The organism is Nonomuraea sp. NPDC049158 (assembly GCF_040648335.1).
Classification (GTDB): domain Bacteria; phylum Actinomycetota; class Actinomycetes; order Streptosporangiales; family Streptosporangiaceae; genus Nonomuraea.
In genome coordinates, this window is sequence record NZ_JBEZDM010000008.1 from 273,534 (window position 1) to 290,058 (window position 16,525).

Annotated in this window: 21 protein-coding genes and 1 pseudogene; 11 read left to right on the plus strand and 11 right to left on the minus strand. The window is 69.2% G+C overall.

Annotated elements, in window-relative coordinates:
* Window positions 1–88 precede the first annotated feature (88 nt).
* The 6 genes from AB0B61_RS20195 to AB0B61_RS20220 all read right to left on the minus strand — a co-directional run bounded on the left by AB0B61_RS20195 (window position 89) and on the right by AB0B61_RS20220 (window position 4,217).
* Window positions 89–982: a helix-turn-helix domain-containing protein gene (locus AB0B61_RS20195; RefSeq protein WP_358433717.1), complete on the minus strand. Its 894-nt coding sequence runs from the start codon at window positions 980–982 to the stop codon at window positions 89–91.
* Between the two features lie 87 nt (window positions 983–1,069).
* Entirely contained in the window at window positions 1,070–1,333 is a 264-nt protein-coding gene (locus AB0B61_RS20200) for a hypothetical protein (RefSeq protein WP_358433720.1), read from the minus strand.
* A gap of 329 nt (window positions 1,334–1,662) precedes the next feature.
* A complete protein-coding gene (locus AB0B61_RS20205; protein ID WP_358433723.1) occupies window positions 1,663–2,541 on the minus strand; it encodes an alpha/beta hydrolase in 879 nt (292 codons plus the stop codon).
* Between the two features lie 28 nt (window positions 2,542–2,569).
* Entirely contained in the window at window positions 2,570–2,740 is a 171-nt protein-coding gene (locus tag AB0B61_RS20210; protein WP_358433726.1) for a hypothetical protein, read from the minus strand.
* A 24-nt stretch (window positions 2,741–2,764) separates the two neighbouring features.
* A complete protein-coding gene (locus AB0B61_RS20215) occupies window positions 2,765–3,334 on the minus strand; it encodes a TetR/AcrR family transcriptional regulator (protein WP_358433729.1) in 570 nt (189 codons plus the stop codon).
* Window positions 3,335–3,611: 277 nt separating this feature from the next.
* Window positions 3,612–4,217 (minus strand): 4Fe-4S binding protein, encoded by a 606-nt coding sequence (locus tag AB0B61_RS20220; protein WP_358433732.1) that lies wholly within the window; start codon window positions 4,215–4,217, stop codon window positions 3,612–3,614.
* 132 nt (window positions 4,218–4,349) lie between these two features.
* Here AB0B61_RS20220 and AB0B61_RS20225 point away from each other — a divergent pair, with 132 nt between their 5' ends.
* The 3 genes from AB0B61_RS20225 to AB0B61_RS20235 all read left to right on the plus strand — a co-directional run bounded on the left by AB0B61_RS20225 (window position 4,350) and on the right by AB0B61_RS20235 (window position 6,400).
* Complete coding sequence (locus tag AB0B61_RS20225; protein WP_358433735.1) at window positions 4,350–5,066, plus strand: NADPH-dependent F420 reductase; 717 nt, start codon at window positions 4,350–4,352, stop codon at window positions 5,064–5,066.
* Between the two features lie 178 nt (window positions 5,067–5,244).
* Window positions 5,245–5,622 (plus strand): MerR family transcriptional regulator, encoded by a 378-nt coding sequence (locus tag AB0B61_RS20230; protein WP_358433738.1) that lies wholly within the window; start codon window positions 5,245–5,247, stop codon window positions 5,620–5,622.
* A 271-nt stretch (window positions 5,623–5,893) separates the two neighbouring features.
* On the plus strand, window positions 5,894–6,400 hold the full coding sequence (locus tag AB0B61_RS20235) for a hypothetical protein (protein WP_358433741.1): 507 nt from the start codon (window positions 5,894–5,896) through the stop codon (window positions 6,398–6,400).
* A 102-nt stretch (window positions 6,401–6,502) separates the two neighbouring features.
* Here AB0B61_RS20235 and AB0B61_RS20240 read toward each other — a convergent pair whose 3' ends face one another.
* Window positions 6,503–6,694: a hypothetical protein gene (locus AB0B61_RS20240; protein ID WP_358433744.1), complete on the minus strand. Its 192-nt coding sequence runs from the start codon at window positions 6,692–6,694 to the stop codon at window positions 6,503–6,505.
* Window positions 6,695–6,884: 190 nt separating this feature from the next.
* Between AB0B61_RS20240 and hemE the strand changes: the two genes are divergently transcribed.
* Window positions 6,885–8,003 (plus strand): uroporphyrinogen decarboxylase, encoded by a 1,119-nt coding sequence (gene hemE, locus AB0B61_RS20245; protein ID WP_358433747.1) that lies wholly within the window; start codon window positions 6,885–6,887, stop codon window positions 8,001–8,003.
* A 199-nt stretch (window positions 8,004–8,202) separates the two neighbouring features.
* Here hemE and AB0B61_RS20250 read toward each other — a convergent pair whose 3' ends face one another.
* The gene (locus AB0B61_RS20250) at window positions 8,203–8,343 is read right to left on the minus strand and encodes a cupin domain-containing protein (protein ID WP_358433907.1); all 141 of its coding nucleotides are present in this window, start codon (window positions 8,341–8,343) and stop codon (window positions 8,203–8,205) included.
* Here AB0B61_RS20250 and AB0B61_RS20255 point away from each other — a divergent pair.
* The 6 genes from AB0B61_RS20255 to AB0B61_RS20280 all read left to right on the plus strand — a co-directional run bounded on the left by AB0B61_RS20255 (window position 8,305) and on the right by AB0B61_RS20280 (window position 13,217).
* Window positions 8,305–8,556, plus strand: a complete 252-nt coding sequence (locus tag AB0B61_RS20255; protein ID WP_358433917.1) for a hypothetical protein — start codon at window positions 8,305–8,307, stop codon at window positions 8,554–8,556. The genes AB0B61_RS20250 and AB0B61_RS20255 overlap by 39 nt on opposite strands.
* 86 nt (window positions 8,557–8,642) lie before the next feature.
* Window positions 8,643–9,236: an Imm21 family immunity protein gene (locus AB0B61_RS20260; protein WP_358433750.1), complete on the plus strand. Its 594-nt coding sequence runs from the start codon at window positions 8,643–8,645 to the stop codon at window positions 9,234–9,236.
* Between the two features lie 138 nt (window positions 9,237–9,374).
* Window positions 9,375–10,271 carry an aminoglycoside phosphotransferase family protein gene (locus tag AB0B61_RS20265; protein ID WP_358433752.1) on the plus strand — a complete coding sequence of 299 codons (897 nt, stop codon included), beginning with the start codon at window positions 9,375–9,377 and terminating at the stop codon, window positions 10,269–10,271.
* A gap of 10 nt (window positions 10,272–10,281) precedes the next feature.
* Window positions 10,282–10,617 carry a hypothetical protein gene (locus tag AB0B61_RS20270; RefSeq protein ID WP_358433755.1) on the plus strand — a complete coding sequence of 112 codons (336 nt, stop codon included), beginning with the start codon at window positions 10,282–10,284 and terminating at the stop codon, window positions 10,615–10,617.
* Between the two features lie 459 nt (window positions 10,618–11,076).
* Window positions 11,077–11,769 carry a response regulator transcription factor gene (locus AB0B61_RS20275; protein ID WP_358433758.1) on the plus strand — a complete coding sequence of 231 codons (693 nt, stop codon included), beginning with the start codon at window positions 11,077–11,079 and terminating at the stop codon, window positions 11,767–11,769.
* The gene (locus AB0B61_RS20280; RefSeq protein WP_358433761.1) at window positions 11,766–13,217 is read left to right on the plus strand and encodes a HAMP domain-containing sensor histidine kinase; all 1,452 of its coding nucleotides are present in this window, start codon (window positions 11,766–11,768) and stop codon (window positions 13,215–13,217) included. Before AB0B61_RS20275 ends, AB0B61_RS20280 begins: the two co-directional genes overlap by 4 nt.
* A gap of 204 nt (window positions 13,218–13,421) precedes the next feature.
* Here the strand turns inward: AB0B61_RS20280 and AB0B61_RS20285 are convergent.
* Window positions 13,422–13,604, minus strand: a pseudogene (locus tag AB0B61_RS20285) (MMPL family transporter); the annotation flags it as partial.
* 388 nt (window positions 13,605–13,992) lie between these two features.
* Between AB0B61_RS20285 and AB0B61_RS20290 the strand changes: the two are divergent.
* Window positions 13,993–15,198 (plus strand): monooxygenase, encoded by a 1,206-nt coding sequence (locus AB0B61_RS20290; RefSeq protein WP_358433764.1) that lies wholly within the window; start codon window positions 13,993–13,995, stop codon window positions 15,196–15,198.
* A 160-nt stretch (window positions 15,199–15,358) separates the two neighbouring features.
* On the opposite strand, the gene AB0B61_RS20295 is transcribed toward AB0B61_RS20290, so the two are convergent.
* A complete protein-coding gene (locus tag AB0B61_RS20295; RefSeq protein ID WP_358433766.1) occupies window positions 15,359–16,102 on the minus strand; it encodes a response regulator transcription factor in 744 nt (247 codons plus the stop codon).
* The gene (locus AB0B61_RS20300) at window positions 16,099–16,524 is read right to left on the minus strand and encodes an ATP-binding protein (RefSeq protein ID WP_358433769.1); all 426 of its coding nucleotides are present in this window, start codon (window positions 16,522–16,524) and stop codon (window positions 16,099–16,101) included. The genes AB0B61_RS20295 and AB0B61_RS20300 overlap by 4 nt, the downstream gene beginning before the upstream one ends.
* Window position 16,525 lies beyond the last annotated feature (1 nt).

A 16,525-nucleotide genomic window follows, 5' to 3' on the forward strand; every position in this document is an offset into this window, starting at 1 on the left:
GGATGCCGACAGCCCGGAACCGTGGAGGAACGGGAAGGAGCGCCGGACACTCTGCGGGCGGGGCTTGGCAATCCGTCGGCGGATCGGGTCACGGTTCGGGCTTTTCGGTCGTCGCACCCCGGGTGGAGGGGGAGGGGGCCTTGATCCAGGAGGCGAGGATGCGGAGTTTGTCGTGGGTTGGGGAGCCGGGTTCGGCGGACCACATGGTCAGATGCTGGTCGGGGTCGCCGGCCCAGTGGAAGCTGTCCCAGTCGACGGTGAGGTCGCCGAGCTCGGGGTGGCGGATGGTCTTGGTGCCGAACTCCTGCCGAGTGACGTTGCGGGCCGCCCACCAGCGGCGGAACTGCGGGCTGGACAGGGAGAGCTCTCCGACGAGAGCGGTGAGGCGTGGGTCGGTGGGGTTGTCGACGGCTTGCATGCGCAGCAGCGCGACGCTGGTGCGGGCCATGCTCTCCCAGTCTTCGTAGTAGTCCTTCATCCGCGGGTCGGTGAACATCATCCGGACGTAGTTGCGCTCGTGCGGGGCCATCTTGTCGACGTCGATCAGGAGCGCCGCGGCCAAGGGGTTCCAGGCGAGGATGTCGAGGTACTTGCCGACCACGAATGCCGGGACGTCGGTCAGTTGGTCGAGGAGCCGCTGTATCTGGGGTCGCACCGGTTTCGGCCGACGCTGCGGGGAGGTGCGCCGATCAGCCTGCTGTGCGAGTCCCTCGACGTAGACGCGCTGATCCGGGGTGAGACGCAGCGTGTGAGCGATGGCTTGGAGGACAGGTTCCGAGGGTGCGAGGCGTCCCTGCTCGATGCGGGTGTAGTAGTCCTGGCTGATCGCCGCCCCGGCTGCGACCTCCTCCCGTCGCAGGCCGGCGACACGACGCGTCCCCGGCTCTCCCGGGGGCAGCCCCAGGTCGGCGGGATTGAGCTCGCTTCTGCGCGCCTTGAGGAACTGTCCCAGCTCTTCCAGATGTGGGTTCTTCACGATCATGGCTCTCGCTGCTTGGAAGGCCCCACGTCGGGGACGGGTTGTCCTCGACGTGGGGCCGCTTGTCGATCAGGCTGGTTCCCGCGGGTGTCAGGCAGCCGGTTGCTCGGCCAGATGGGTGCGGAAGAACCGGGTCACATTCGCGACGGCGTTGTCGATCTGTACCGGCGAGTCGTAGTAGTCGTAGTGGTTCCCGTCGGCCCACACGAGTTCCTTCTCCCCCTTGATGCCCTCATAGAGCTTCTTGGCCTGGTCCGGGAAGGCGCACCCGTCAGAGTGGACGACCATCGTCGGAGTCGTGATGGCGGCTGCCTGGCTGATGGGGTCGAACTCCAGGAACTCCCGCAGGCCCATGAGCGCCGCTTCGTTTCGGTAGGAGGGGACGCTGCCCCGCGCCTGTTCAGGTAGTAGTCGTAGGAACCGGCCGCACCGTAGTTCACCGCCGCCTGGTCGACTTCGCTGTAGGCGGGGACGGTGTCCACCTCACCGGCCTCCTGGTACTTGCGCCGGGAGTCCGCGGCATGCGCCTTGCGCCGGGCGAGCCCCTCCTCGCCGTACAGCAGGTTGTCCTCGGCCAGGCCCGGACCGGCCGGCTCCACCTGCCGCAGGTCCAGGCATACCAGCTCGGCGCGGCGCAGTCCGGTGCCGGACAGCAGATAGACGGCGCCGCTCTGGCCGATAACTCAAGCCACCGAGGCCAGCAGGTCGGCCACGACCTCTGGCCGCTCCAGTGCGATGAAGTGGCCCGCTCTCGGCACCTGCGTGAAATCGGCGGCAGGCAGCAGCTTCTTGTTGGCTTCCCGGTCCGACCGCCGGGACCAGTCCATGTCCCCGTAGAGGAGGTGAATGGGAGCCTTGACCGCGGAGTAGCGCGCGCGGGCCGCGATGAGGCTGGGCAGGCTCTGGTACACGGCCCGGGCCACGGTCGGATAACCGGGCCGGCCGCTTACCCGCAGGAGCTCGTCCACGTAGTCCGCCCGCAAAGCGCTCTTGTCCACCAGGCCACCCCGCAGAACCCTGCGGAGGACGGGCTTAGGATCCACCCCGGCGACCACCGGGCCCACCCCCGGAGTGAGAACACCGCCGACCACCATACGAGCGAGAAGGCTGGACCGGGCGATTCCGCCGCGGAAGTCGTACGCATTCACCGCGACGACGCGCCGTACCCGCTCCGGCAGATCGGCCGCGGCGGTCAGGGCGAGCACCGCCCCCATGGACTCCCCGACCAATGTCACGTCATGGAGGTCGAGTTCGGTGAGGAGCCGTTCGACGCCCGCGCGCATCGCCGGCTCCTGGTACGACGCACCAGGCACGATCTCGGAGTAGCCCATCCCCGGTAGATCGAGGGCGTACACGGTGTACAGGTGCGAGATCATTGGGATGAGGACGCGGAAATGCTCGGCCTGCGTTCGCACGGTGTGCAGCAGGACCAGGGGAGCACCCGTGCCCGCTTTGAGGTAACGCAGCGTTCCCTCAAGGCTGTGGCGCCCTCCGCGCGGGGCGATGGTGTGGCTGGTGGTCCCCGGAATGCGGATCGTGGGACGCGCCCCTTGACTGGGCATATCGCCGACTCCTTAGGGCGGGCAGGCGTCAGCCGGCCAGCTGGTTGAGCTTGCGGATCTGCTTGTCGAAGACTCGGGCAGGAGCGATGCGGCGCAGTGTGCTGGCGCGTCCGGCCATGGCGGTTTGTCGCCATCCCGAACTCCCCAGCTCAGCAGAAAACCGATCGGTTTCCATCACTGTAAACCGATCGGTTTTCACGTGCAAGCTAAAGAAGGCGATGCGTCAGCGCACGCCTGCCGCATCGAGCAGGGTGACCACGGTGGGCGCGATAAGCCCTGTCAGGTTGTCGGCTCCGATTCCCGCGCGAGCACTGGCGCCGTCGAAGACCACGCTGAGCTGCCGGGCCAGCTGATCCGGGTCTCTCGCCCCACCCTGTTCGGCCTCGGCGCGGAAAAAGGCCATCAGGTTCGCCTTGACCCGGTGCGCCACCCGGCTCGCCGGGTGGCTCTGGTCCTTGAGCTCGATCTGCACCGCCAGGTACCGACAACCTCGGAACTCGGGCGCACCCGCCTGCAGCTCCACCTGCTCGAAGACGTGCAGGATCCGCTCGCGGGGCGAACGGCCATCGCCCGCCGCGGGCAGAAGCTTCGCCACGAAGGCAGAGGAACCCTGCTCCAGGCTCGCTGCCAGCAGTTCGTCCTTGCTCTCGAACAGCTGATACATGGAGCGCTTCGACACCCCCGCCGCCTTGCACAGCGCCTCGACGCCGATGCCGACACCGTCTCGGTAGGTGAGCGTCGCCGCCGCCTCCAACAGCCGCTCTCGGGAACTCGACTTCGCCTCGATGGTCATACTGCGAGGATAACGTGGTCCCGACGAAATGAAAACCGATCGGTTTACGAAGGCGTTTCCAGGCGATACCCGACACGCGGGCCTCGGGGTCGAGGACGTAGGGGGCCACACCGCTGACGCTTCCGGCCTGATAGGTCTGGGCGCCCTGCGACATCTCGGCCTCGTTGCAGCCCTCGAAGTACCGGCCGCCGACGCCTTGGCGGAAAGGGCTTTGGGATGCCGAAGCCGGCGACCTCCTGGGCCAGGGAGTCCGACAGCCCCTCGATAACGCACCGGGTCAGGAGGATGCGGGGCGTCGCGTCGGGGGCTGCCAGCCGCCGGTGACTTCTTTGACGGGTTTGTGGGGGAAACGGCGCTGGGCGTATTCCTGCGCGTGCGAGCCCGGCAGGACGTAGAGGGTTTCCTCCTTGTCCTGCAGCGGCCGCAGCACGGTGTCCATGAAGGTCTTGCGGTCCTCCAGGTACGGGCCCAGGACGTCCTCGCCGCCGGGGCAGACAGCCAGGCAGTAGCCGGACTTGTAGCCGGGCGGAGCGGTCAGGCTCTGCCACATCGAGGCGCTCTCGGAATCGGTGACCCGGGAACGGTAGTCGGTGGCGTCCTGGCTGTCGGCCACGGTCTGCGCCCAGTCGGTGAACCCGCTCATGAACTCACGGTAGTTATGCGTGGTGCAGGCGAAGAAGTCGAAGTCTCCGTCCTTGCCGATGGCGCCGACCGGGCAGGCGGCGACGCACAACTTGCAGTCGATGCACGGGTTGTACTCCAGCGCCTGCCCGTACCCGCTCACCTGGGCATCCACCAGGACGGTGGCCAGCAGCACGAAGCTACCGAACTTCGGGTGGATGACGTTGCGGTGCAGGCCCATCACGCCGAGCCCCGCGGCCACCGCGACGGTCTTATGCGCGCACCGCCGATTTGCCTCTGACACTGATGTGAGGTCTTAACGTGGCCAGGGTGGCCTATGGCGTTCCCGGCTGTATGGCTCGGAGCGGCCACCACATAGAGGGAGGAATCGGCGATGACGGCTCTGGGAATCATCGGAAGCGGAAACATCGGCTCGGCGGTCGCCCGGCTGGCGGTGGCGGCGGACATCGACGTGGTCATCGCCAACTCGCGTGGCCCGCAGAGCCTGGCAGCTCTGGTCGAGGAACTGGGGTCGCGAGCCACGGCAGGCACCGTGGAGCAGGCCGCCCGCGCCGGCGAGGCGACCTTGCTCAGCATCCCGCTGACCGCCTACACCTCGGTACCCGCTGAACTGCTGCGAGGCCGGACCGTGCTGGACACCGGCAACTACTACCCCTCCCGCGATGGCCGGATCGCCGAACTCGACTCCGAGAAGGTGACCACGACCGAGCTGGCCCAGCAGCTCCTGCCCGACGCCCTACTGGTGAAGGCCTTCAACAACATCCTGGCCCACCACATCCCCCTGCTCGCCCGCCCCGCCGGAGCCCCGGACCGCAGCGCCCTGCCCCTCGCCGGCGACGACCCCGCCGCGAAGGCCCGGGCGGCGCGGCTGATCGAGCGGCTCGGCTTCGACACCGTCGACGCCGGAACCCTCGCCGAGAGCTGGCGCTTCGAGCCCGAATCCGGCGCCTACACCCAGATCTACCTCGCCGACCCCGACGTACCCGTCGAGCGCATCCTCCAAGCCCCCGCCGCGCCACTGCCGGCCGACAAGCTACGTACCGCATTGCAGGCGAGCCACCGTGTGAAGGTCGCCGACCGCACCTTCTAAAAGCTCACACCGAAACCTCCATCGGAGAAACGGCGGAGGCGCCTGGTCTGTCTGGCGTGCCGCGGCGAAGCCGCCGGGTCATGCGGGCAACGCGAAACCACCTCCAGTGGCTCGAGGGGCGCGCCGCTAGACTGAGACCTGACATCCGTGTGAGGGGCAAGCAGGGATGGAGGTGGCCGTGCGGATCGGTGATCTCGCACAGCGGACCGGGGCCAGCGTGCGCTCCCTGCGCTACTACGAGGAGCAGGGCATGCTCGCCAGCCAGCGCAGTGCGAGCGGGCAGCGCCACTACGGCGAGGACGCTGTGTGCCGCGTGCTCTTGATCAAACAGTTCTTCGCCGTCGGAATGACCGGCAAGGTCATCGCCGCGCTGCTGCCGCACGTCAAGGACTCCGGGGAGCGCTGCCCTCCGGCGGTACTACGCCAGCTCACCGCGGAGCGCGACCGCATCGACGCCCAGTCGGACGAGCTCGCCCGCACCCGACAGACCCTGGACGCTCTGATCAGGACCACGGAGGAGGCCATGCGTGGCGCCCCACCCATGAACACCACCTGACCGCCATCCGATCAGGCCCGCCGCCTTGCGAGGGCTGACCGACCTTCACGTTCCACCCCGGCCACGTAGCCAGACCCGCAACAGCGCTGATCACCTGCAGGACGACAATTGCGCGAAACTCCATCCGTACGGGCGCGGCCGAGCTGACGGTGGATACGGACAGAGTTGGTGCGCGAGAGAATCCGCCCGCAGTATCGCCGCTACGGCCAGGGCGTGTATCGGAAGTTCTAGGTTGGCTCAGGTGAGCATGCGGGGGTGGAACTATCGGTACGTGGGACCGGCCGATCTTAAGGCCGCGGTCCGGCCTGGCAGCGGCGGCTGCCGGATCGGCTCGGCGGCTGATTTCGACAGCTGGGTCGCCGAGCGTTCTGCGGCGGAGCTGGTTGAGCCGTTCACCTTTGTGGTCGGCGCGGACGGCGTTCTTCGGCTGGCGCCACGACGAAGTGAGCATGTGGCCTGTGCGGGCGGGCGATCGGTCCTGAGCGCCGGCGAGATCAGCTTCACCCGCGAGGCGGGCAGATGGGTCGTGGGCGATGTCAGCAACCATTCAACCGGGTACTGCCCGGACGTTAACTCCTGGTCGTCGCTCGCCCAGGCGCTCGATCGTGTAGGGCTCGGGCGTCCGTCCAGTTTCACGCACGAAGTGGTGTTCCGACGCTGTCCTGGGTGCCAGGAGCACAACATCGTGCGCGAGAGCGACTTCGTCTGCGTCTTCTGCGGCAGTGATCTGCCCGAGAAGTGGAACGTGGACCTGCTGATGGAGAGCGGTGGGTCATAGCCACTCGTTGATGGCCGCTACGAGAACGCTCGTCTCATAGCGGACCGCCAACTTGTCGTATCTCGCGGCCACGACGCGATGCCTCTTGAGGCGGTTGGTGCCTTATTCCACGGCGTGCCGCTCGCGATAGTCGACCGGCTCGAACTTCGGCGGGCGGCCGCGGGCACGGGCGATGGTGGAGTCGACGTTGATGTCCCAGGTGATCAGGTACTTGCGTCGGCCTGGGTCTGCGGCGCGGTGAAGGTCCGCTGCCAGGTGACCCGCCCCCGTACGACTGCTGCCCGCCTTCGACAACGCCCTGCTTGGCCACGCCGACCGGCAAGAATGTCTCCTACAGCAGCCCGGCCGGCACCGGTCCGTCGGCCGTGCTCTGACCGTTCTGGGTGGTGGGCGTAGATAGGGTGGTAGCGCACACCTTCGCTTGTTGGGGTGCGTGTGCTGATCGGGCTGCTTGGGCTCGCGTATCTGGGCAGGACGGAGGCGCGTGGGCGTCGATATGCGGCAAGCGTCGGACGTCGATCACGTGGCGGGCGAGGCGAGGCCGAAGAAGCTGCTGTTGCGTGCGCTCGCGGGCGAGCGCACCGAGCGACCACCGATCTGGCTCATGCGGCAGGCAGGACGCTACCTGCCGGAGTACCACGACGTCCGCGAGGCTGCGGGCGGGATGGTGGGGCTGTGCAATTCGCCCGAGCATGCGGTCGAGGTCACCTTGCAACCGCTCCGCCGCTTCACGCTCGACGCCGCGATCCTGTTCGCGGATCTTCCCCAGATCGCGGCGGCGTTGGGGCAGACCCTGGAGTACCGGGTCGGTGACGGCCCCGTCCTCACACCCCCGATCCGTTCGGCTTCGGACATCACCGAGTTCTTGAGCTCGTCCCGCTTGCACGAAGAACTGGCCCCGATCTATGAGACCGTCAGACGACTCACTCGCGCGTTGCCTGACGAGGTCGCATTGATCGGCTATGCCGGTGCGCCGTGGACGGTCGCGACTTACATGGTCGAAGGGCGCGGCGGCGCCAGCTCAGAGCACTCCGTCGTCAAGCAGTGGGCGCTGAGCGATCCGGAGGGGTTCCAACCCCTGATCGACCTGCTCACGGCGGCCACCATCGAGTTCTTGGACCGTCAGATTCAGGCGGGTGCCGAAGCGATCCAACTCTTCGAGAGCTGGGCCGGAATACTCCCCTACCCGCTGTTCCAGCGTTGGTGCGTCACGCCGGTTGCCGCCATCGTCGCGGCGCTGAAGGCGAAGCATCCGAGTGTTCCCATCATCGCCTTTCCGCGCGGCGCGGGGCTTGCCTACAACGGCTTCGCCGAGGCGACCGGCGTGGACTGCGTCGGGCTCGACTCGACAGTGCCTGTGGAGTGGGCCGCGCAGAAGGTGCAGCAGGAGCTCGGCCGGTGCGTGCAGGGCAACCTCGACCCTCAGCTCCTGGTCGCGGGCGGGCCCGCACTCCACGCGGAAACAGACCGCATCCTGAACGCGCTCAGTGGTGGCCCGTTCGTGTTCAATCTCGGACACGGAATCGTCAAGACCACACCTCCCGAGCATGTGGCCGCTCTCGCCCAGCAGGTACGGTCCTGGTCCGCGGCTTTGACGCAGTAGAGAGCCTGAACAGGTCGGCGTCGGCTAGAAGGAAGCCAGTTGGCGAGCAGTGCCGGGTCAGTCGGTGCCTGGCCGCCGACGGTCAGCCGCATGGGTACCGACACGTCGCGGAGCTGCTCGCAAGTCGGCTTTCCCGAAGAATGCCGTGAGTACGGCGATGCCCTAGCCAGCTTTGTCCAGGCTCGTAAGCTGCGGCCGATCAGGTTCTGCGTGAGATGACCATGATGTATTCGCAGGGAGCGTTCGTTCGGTTGGCGAAGTCGTGGTCCGCGTCGGCTTGGAAGAACAGGGAGTCGCCTGTGTGCAGGGTCTCGCTGATCCCGCCGATCGCGACGTCCACGTTCCCACGCTCCAATTCGATCAGCCGAACGTGTCCTGGGAGCTCGACGGCAACCAGTCCCAGGCCCGCGCCGCACGAGCGGCCCTCCTCCAACAACTGACCCAACCACACCACTTCGTAGCCGGCGCCCACCTCGACTCACCCGGAATCGCCCGCGTAACCCCCTCCGGCGACGGTTACGCGCTGGAATACCTCGCACCACCGATCGGCTGATCGAGCCTGTCGGCTCCGGGCCGCGCCGGCCTGCGCTGAGACCGGGCCGAGAGCTCGTTGTCAGTGGTCGGGAGGACACTGGCGTCGTGAAGACGTTCTCCTCCACCACCGCCAGTTCACGCGAGCCTTTCCCTGTCTGGGTCGATTCGATGGGCGGCCCGCTGATAGCCGTGCCCGTTTCCGCGCTGGCCCAGTGGCGTGGTTGCACAGAGTCGGGGATGGTCATCGGCGACGGGGACGTTCTGGACGACTACGACCGCGCCTGCGGGGTGGAGGGTCTGGCGGGAGTGGTTGCTGTCGGCGAGGAGGGCGCCCGCGGACTTGTCCTGGCGGATGAGCCCGCCAGCAGCTGCTATCTGCCGGAACACCGAGCGTTCGTTCGCTGGCTGGGTGCCAACTGCGAGGCCGCTCTGATTGCCGCAGCCCAGGCGGTGCTCGCCGACCCCACCACCGTGTGGGAAGTCTGCGGCGTCTGGGAAACGGACGGCCCGGCGGTGCTCATTGACTCCGTGACGGCCGGAGCCGAGCTGGGCGTCGAGTTCCCGGACGGCGAAGGCCTGCCGGAGCAGGCCCCCGTCCCGCTCGGCCCCGGCAGCTGGATGGTCCGCGCCGTCTACGCCTCACCCATCGAGGACACCTCGGTGGGCGTGATCCAACTTCTGCCTCAGCCATCGAACTGACCGAGGTGCTCCCTCGGTGGGGAGGGGATCAGGACGGCATACCCCGGTGGACCGCCGCCGAGCGCCGGGCAATGAGGTTGTCGAGGTGGGCAAGTTTCACCTCTCGCTCCGCCTGCCGCCTCAGTACTGTGACTTCGCATGACCGACACCGAGCTCGAGATCACCGCGGACCTGGTCCGCGAGTTGCTGCAGGAGCAACATCCAGACCTTGCGGGGCTGGCCATCCGCGAGGTGGTGGGCGGTTGGGGCAACCAAATGTGGCGCCTCGGGGACGAGTTGGCCGTGCGCATGCAGCGCATGGACCCCACCGGGGAGCTCCAGCTCAAGGAGCGGCGGTGGCTACCCGTGCTGGCCCCGCGCCTGCCGCTCCCGGTGCCGACCCCGGTGCGGTTCGGCGAACCGTCCGAGCGCTTCCCCAAGCACTGGACCGTGATGACGTGGGTTCCCGGCGAGCCGCTGGACCACGCCTCGATCAGCCGCGGCGCCCACGCGGCCGACACTTTGGCGGGTTTCCTCCAGGCGCTCCATGTGGAGGCGCCCGCCGAGGCGCCGATCGCTACGGATCGCGGTGCCCATCCCAGGAACTGCACGGTCGGCTTCGAGACCTTCTTCCAGGCCGTTGCCCTCGACGACATCGCGGCCGACGTCCGGGACGTCTGGGACGACGCCGTCGCGGCCAACGCGTGGGAGGGCCCGCCGGTGTGGGTGCACGGCGACCTCCATCCCGCGAACGTCGTCGTCTCGGACGGAACGCTGTCGGGCATCATCGACTTCGGTGACCTGTTCGCCGGCGATCCGGCATGGGACCTCGCCGCCGCATGGGTGCTGCTCCCCGCGGGCACGGCCGCACGGTTCTTCGACATGTACGCGCACGCGGACGAGGCGGCGATCCGGCGCGCCCGCGGGCTGGCCGCTATGAAGAGCCTCTTCCTGATGCTCATGGGGCAGAACGGAGACCGGGGCCTTCCCGGCGGCAAGCCGCGCTGGGGACCCGCAGGCCGAGCGGCACTGGATCGTGTTCTGAAGGGCGTTTGACGCACACTTCATGCTCGGCCTCAGCGATGCGGGCAATGAGGTTGTCGCGGATCTCCTGCGGCCGGCCGCGCCGGGCCGGGTCCGGCCGGAGGAGCGCGGCGAGGCGATGCCTGCCCGGCTGATCGGCACTCAGCTGGTCGAGGCCTCCACCGAGACGCATCGGTGGAGCACGCGCGGTCACACCGACGGCGTGAGCTGGCCGGCGTTCCGGCCGGACGGCCGCGCGCTGGCCACCGCCAGCCTCGACGCCACGACCCGGCTGTGGGATCTGTCCGTACCCGGCCGCCCGGTCCCGCTGGCCGCCCTCACCGGCCACACCCAGAACGTCTTCAGAGCGCCCGAGTAGACCAAGATCAGCCAGCGGCAACGCCTGACCCAGCACGCCCAGGCCCGCTGGCCCGTTCTGGCCGCTGTCAGCGTGCGCTACCGAGGCGTGCTCGCCGATATCGACGGGCACCTCAGCGAGGGGACGATCCTGCCGCTGTACCGGCTGCGATACAACGGCTCGGCGAGCATCTGAGGCTTCGCGATCTACCTGGCCAGCCGCGACGGATACGAAGACAACATCCTGCCCAGCGGCCTACCCGCCGGCAGCCCCGAAGAAGCCCTCGACTGCGTCTGCGGCCTCTACCGCAACGACCTCACCGGCTGGTCCCTACGCCCGACGAATTAACGGCGCGGACCACTTAGGCATCCGTAAGAGCACGGCCCGCGGGCACCACAGCGGCGACGGCTCTAATCCTGGCCTCAGGTTGATCGGGGAGAATGAGCGGCAAAAGCATCGACTGGAAGGGGGCGGGCCGGCGTGCGGATCATGATCGCGGATGATGACGCGGCCATCCGTGAGTCGCTAGAGCGGGTGCTCCAGGTCGAGGGTTACGACACCAGCACCGCCGCCAACGGTCTCGCCGTGCTCGACGGGGTCGATGGGGCCGGCGGTGACACGCTGGATCTGCTGATCCTCGACGTGATGATGCCCCGCCTCGGCGGGTTGGAGACTTGCCGGCGGTTGCGGGCCGCGGGTCGGGATCTGCCGGTGCTGATGCTGACCGCCCGTGACCAGGTCTCCGACCGGGTCGCGGGGCTGGACGCGGGCGCCGACGACTACCTGCCCAAGCCGTTCGCCACCGAGGAGTTGCTGGCCCGGGTGCGGGCCCTGCTGCGCCGGCGCACGCCGACCGACGGGGAGTCGCAGATCCTGTCGTTCGCCGACGTCCGGCTCGATCCTGACAGATTCGAGGCGTGGCGGGGCGGGCGGCCGCTGCGCCTGACCCGGACCGAGTTCTCCATGCTGCAGGTCCTCGTGCGCAACGCGACCCGGGTCTTGACCCACGACGTGCTGTTCGAGACGATCTGGGGCTTCGACATGAGCACCACCAGCAACAACCTCCAGGTATACGTGAGCTACCTGCGCCGCAAGATGGAGGCCGAGGGTGAGCCGCGATTGATCTTCACGCTGCGCGGCCTGGGATACACGTTGCGGGAGACTCCTCCGTGAGCAGCCCCGCTGGCCGGGAACCGCGCCGGCTGACCCGATGGTGGCGCCGGCGGTCCCTGCGGACCAGGCTGACGGTGATCGCGGCGACGGCCATCGCGGTCAGCGTGTTCCTGGCCTTCCAGGTGGCCAGCGAGCTACTGGACTGGGAGCTGCGGCACACCGCCGAGAATCAGCTACGCGCCGACTCCCGCGTCCTGGCGACGAACGCGAAGCGCGCCGGTCTGGCGCAGGTCCGGCTACCGCCGTATCCCGGATCCGGTCGGCTGGTGCGGGTCATCCTGCCCGACGGCTCGACCCGGACGCCGGCCGGCCAACCCGCGCTGCCCCCCGTCAGCAAGCGCGCCGGGCGCGTGGCGCAGGGCGCGTCGGCCGGCCTGATGGAGTCGCACGACAGCGACGACGACGGCTACCTCATCTACACGCTGCGGGCGGGCGACGGCGCGGTCCAGGTGGCCCGCGTCGCCGACGACAGCCCGATCAACCAGTTCGGGTTGGGCATGCTGCTGATCGGGCTGCTCTGCGTTGTCTGCGGCGCCCTTGTCGGGCGGACCGTGGCGCGGACCGGACTGGCACCGATCGACCGGCTGACCGCCGCCGCGGTACGTGTCGCGCACACCCGGGATCTCGACGCCGACATCCCGGATGAGGGCGGTGGGGAGATCCGGCGGCTGATCCAGTCGATCAACGACATGCTCGCCGCCCTCCGGGACTCCCGGCGGGCCCAGCGGCTGCTCGCCGAGGACGCCGCCCACGAGCTCAAGACCCCGCTCACCAGCCTGCGCCTCAACGTCGAGCTGCTGATCCGGCTCGATCGGCGCGGCAACCTGGACAGCGCACTGCCGGCGGAGAGCCGGACCCGGCTGCTCAACGATCTCGGCGCCCAGGTGGCCGAGTTGAGCACCCTTGCCGCCGAGCTGACCGACCTGGCGCGCGGTGACGTCAGCGACGAGAGCACCGAGCTGCTCGACCTCGCCGACGTGGTGGTGGCCGCCGCGACCCGGGCGCGTTCCCGGGTGCCCGACATCGAGATCGCGCTCGACGTGACCTCCGTGTGGGTGAGCGGGCGTCCCGCTGCGCTCCAACGGGCGGTGCTCAACCTCATCGACAACGCCGGCAAATGGTCCCCCGCGGACCAGCCGGTCCAGGTCCGGCTCCATGCCGAGGGCGCGTCGGCGGTGCTCGAGGTCGACGACGCCGGGCCGGGCATCGACGCCGCCGACGTACCGCGGGTGTTCGACCGGTTCTACCGCGCCGACAGCGCCCGGGCGTTACCGGGATCCGGTCTGGGGCTGTCGATCGTGCAGCGGGTCGTCGACGCCCACGGCGGCCGGGCCACCGTCGCCCGCTCCGCACGCGGTGGCGCGCTGCTTCAGGTCGACCTTCCGGCCGCGGCCCCGCCCGCCCCGATCGCGCGGCTCACTGCCGGGGAGGACACCGCGGTGCGCTGACCCGCCCCGGCGGCGGCGCAGGACAAGGGACGGCGGCCCTCGGGCAATGGCCCCGCGCGGCCCACCGTCGGGGCAGGACACCGCGATGCGCCGACCCCAGCCCTGGCGCGTGGCGCAGGACCAAAGGGCGGCGGCCGTCGGGCCCGTGAAAAGATCCGGGACGGGCCTGGGTCGCCGTCCCGGATCTCGTCCGTGCCGCCGCGCTCACCGTTGCAGCGCAGGCTCCTCATCGTCATCGTCCACGAGCGGCCGTTGACCGTCCGGCAGCTCCACCGGTCGGGACAGTCGGCTCGGCCACCACATCCGCCGGCCGATCAGCAGGGTGAGGGCGGGCACCAGGACCGACCGCACCAGCAAGGCGTCGAGCAGCACGCCGAAGGCGACGAGCCCGCGGACGGTGCTGCCCGTGCCGTCGCAGCCGACGAGGTACCGTGCGCTGAGTTCCCGCACGGCCTGCCAGAGCAGCCACCCGCCCGCGCACCGCGGTAGCGGCAGCCCTGTGAGGACGCCACGGAGCCGTTCGACCTCGATCCAGCCCTTGTTCAGCGCGTCGACCCGCGCGGTCAGGCAGGCATAGAAGTCGGTTCTGAGCTGGGAGTTTGACTCCCGTCCATCGCCGACGGACTTTCGTGGGCGTGTCAGTTGCGACGGGCCTTGATTCTCGTGCGGGTGTCGAACGGCGCTCCGGAGAGTAGTACCGTCGTACCGCCTCCCTCCCGAGGATGACGACCGCAGTACGACGAAATAGGACGGAATCAGGCCTAGCGTTCAGGCCATGACGAAACCTGATAGTCCACTGCGGAGGTTCGGGGTGGCCACCATGGCGCTGGCGACGGCGTTCGCTGTCGCCGCCTGCGGGTCGGGCGCCGACAACAGTGCGGTGCCCGCCGCGGCCGGCTCGCACAGCGCGCACGCGGGCGGGTCGTCGGCTCCACCGCAGCCGCTGCGCGCCGGCGAGCGGTTCGTCGACCTGAAGATGGCCGAGGCCTACACGCCCGCGCCGCCGGAGGGCGGCGGCACGGACGAGTACCGGTGCCAGGTGATCGATCCGGGCCTGACCAAGGCGGCGTTCCTGACCGGGACTCAGGTCACGCCGGAGAACGTCGCCATCGCGCACCACGCCATCGTGTACGCGGTGCCGCCGGGCGGCGCTGCCGCGGTGCGCGACCAGGACGCGAAGACCCCCGGCCTCGGCTGGCAGTGTTTCGGCGGGACCGGCGTGAAAGGCGCCGAAGTGGAAGAGGGGGAAGCGGCGTGGGTGGACACCTGGGCGCCGGGCGCCACGGAGACGCTGTTCACCCAGGACGCCGGCTTCAAGCTGGAGCCGGGCAGCCTGATCGTCCTCCAGCTCCACTACAACCTGCTCGCGACCGACGGCAAGCCGGCCGGGTCGGACCGCTCGGCGGTGCGGCTGCGGCTGACGGACGGCACGCCGCAGACCCGGGAACTCGACACGTTGCCGCTCGACGCGCCGACCGACCTGCCCTGCGCCGCCGACGAGTCGGGTCCGCTGTGTGACCGGGCGGCCTCGATCGCGGACGTGACGAAGCGGTTCGGGCCGGAGGTCGGCGGCACCGCGGACGAGCAGCTGGAGGAGTGTGGCCAGAGCGCGCCGAAGCCCGGTAACACCCAGACCTGCGACCACAAGGTGGAGGCGCCGATGACGCTGTTCGCCGGTTTCGGCCACATGCACCTGCTCGGGCGGGCCATCAAGGTCGAACTCAACCCGGGCACGCCGAACGCCAAGGTCGTGCTGGACGTGCCGCGGTTCGACTTCGACAGCCAGCGGCTGGTGAAGCTGCCGTCGCCGGTGGAGATCGGTCCGGGGGACACGCTGCGGGTGACGTGTACGCACGACGCGGGGCTGCGCAAACAGCTGCCGCAGCTGAGCAAGCTGCCGCCCCGCTACGTGGTGTGGGGCGACGGCACCAGCGACGAGATGTGCACGGGCATCATGACGGTCTCCCCCCGCAAGTCCTGACGAAGCGTCGAAGGTGTGTGAGCTCACTGCGGTCAACAAGCCGAAAAACAGCTCTGAGCTCACACGCGTCCGCACTGAACTCACACCCGTGCGGCATCGTGGCGGTCGGACGGGCGGTGCCGTGGGCGGCTGCACGCGGACCCGGCAGCGGAGCGGTCGATCACGCGGAGCGGATCGGCCCGGAGCGGTTGCGGCTGGGAACTACGGTCGCGCCCCCGACGGACGCGCGAGATGAAGCGCTAATCGGCAGGGTGAGTCTCAGGTCGTAGGCGAGGATGACGGCCTGGATCCGGTCCCGTGCGCCGATCTTGGCGAGGACCCGCCCGACGTGGGTCTTCACCGTCGACTCCGACAGCGTGAACCGTTGCGCGATCTCGCCGTTGGTGAGGCCGTGGCCGATGGCGACGAGGATCTCGCGCTCGCGGCCGGTCAGGGAGTCCAGCCGGGGATCCTCCCGCACGGGCCCGCAGAGGTCATCGTCGAGCCGGTCGGCGAACGCGTCGAGCAGCCGCCGAGTCAGCGCCGGCGCGATCACCGCGTCCCCGGCGGCGACGGCCCGGATGCCGGCGAGCAGCTCCTCCGGGCGGGTGTCCTCGAGCAGGAAACCGCTCGCCCCGGCCCGCAGCACGGCGAGCGCGTACCGGTCCACGTCGAACGTCGTCAGCACCAGGATCCGCGAACGCCCACCGGCGGCGACGATGCGCCGGGTGGCCTCGATCCCGTTGACGCCCGGCATGCGGATGTCCATCAGCACCACGTCGGGATGCAGCTCGGTGGTCCACCGAACGGCCTCGGCGCCGTTCTCGGCCTCGCCGACGATCTCGGTGTCGGGGGTGCTCTCCAGCAGCATGCGAAACCCGAAGCGCTGCAGCGGCTGGGCGTTCACCACAAGCACAGAGATCATGAATGGCTGCCTTTCAGGGTCGTGTGGACGGTCCAGCCGCCGTCCGGTGCGGGGCCGGCGCTGACCGTGCCGCCGTAGAGCGCGGCGCGTTCGGCCATGCTGGCGAGGCCGAGACCCGCGTCGCCCGGCGATGCCTCTTCATACCGAGCGGACCTGAGACGACTGTTAAAACGGCGCTCAGGCCGGTTGGCCGCCAGCGCGGGTTCGTCGTCGGGCGGACCGCTGTCGTGCACGACGATGTGGACCCGGCAGGAGTCGGCCGCCAGGCTCAGGTCGACGGTGGTGCGCGGGCCGGCGTGCTTGAGGGCGTCGGTCAGGGCCTCCTGCACGATGCGGTAGGCGGCCAGCTGCACGCCGAGGTCCAGCCGATCGTGGTGCGCTTGTCCAGTACGGGGCACATGCTTGTGCGCCTGGAGCCTCACC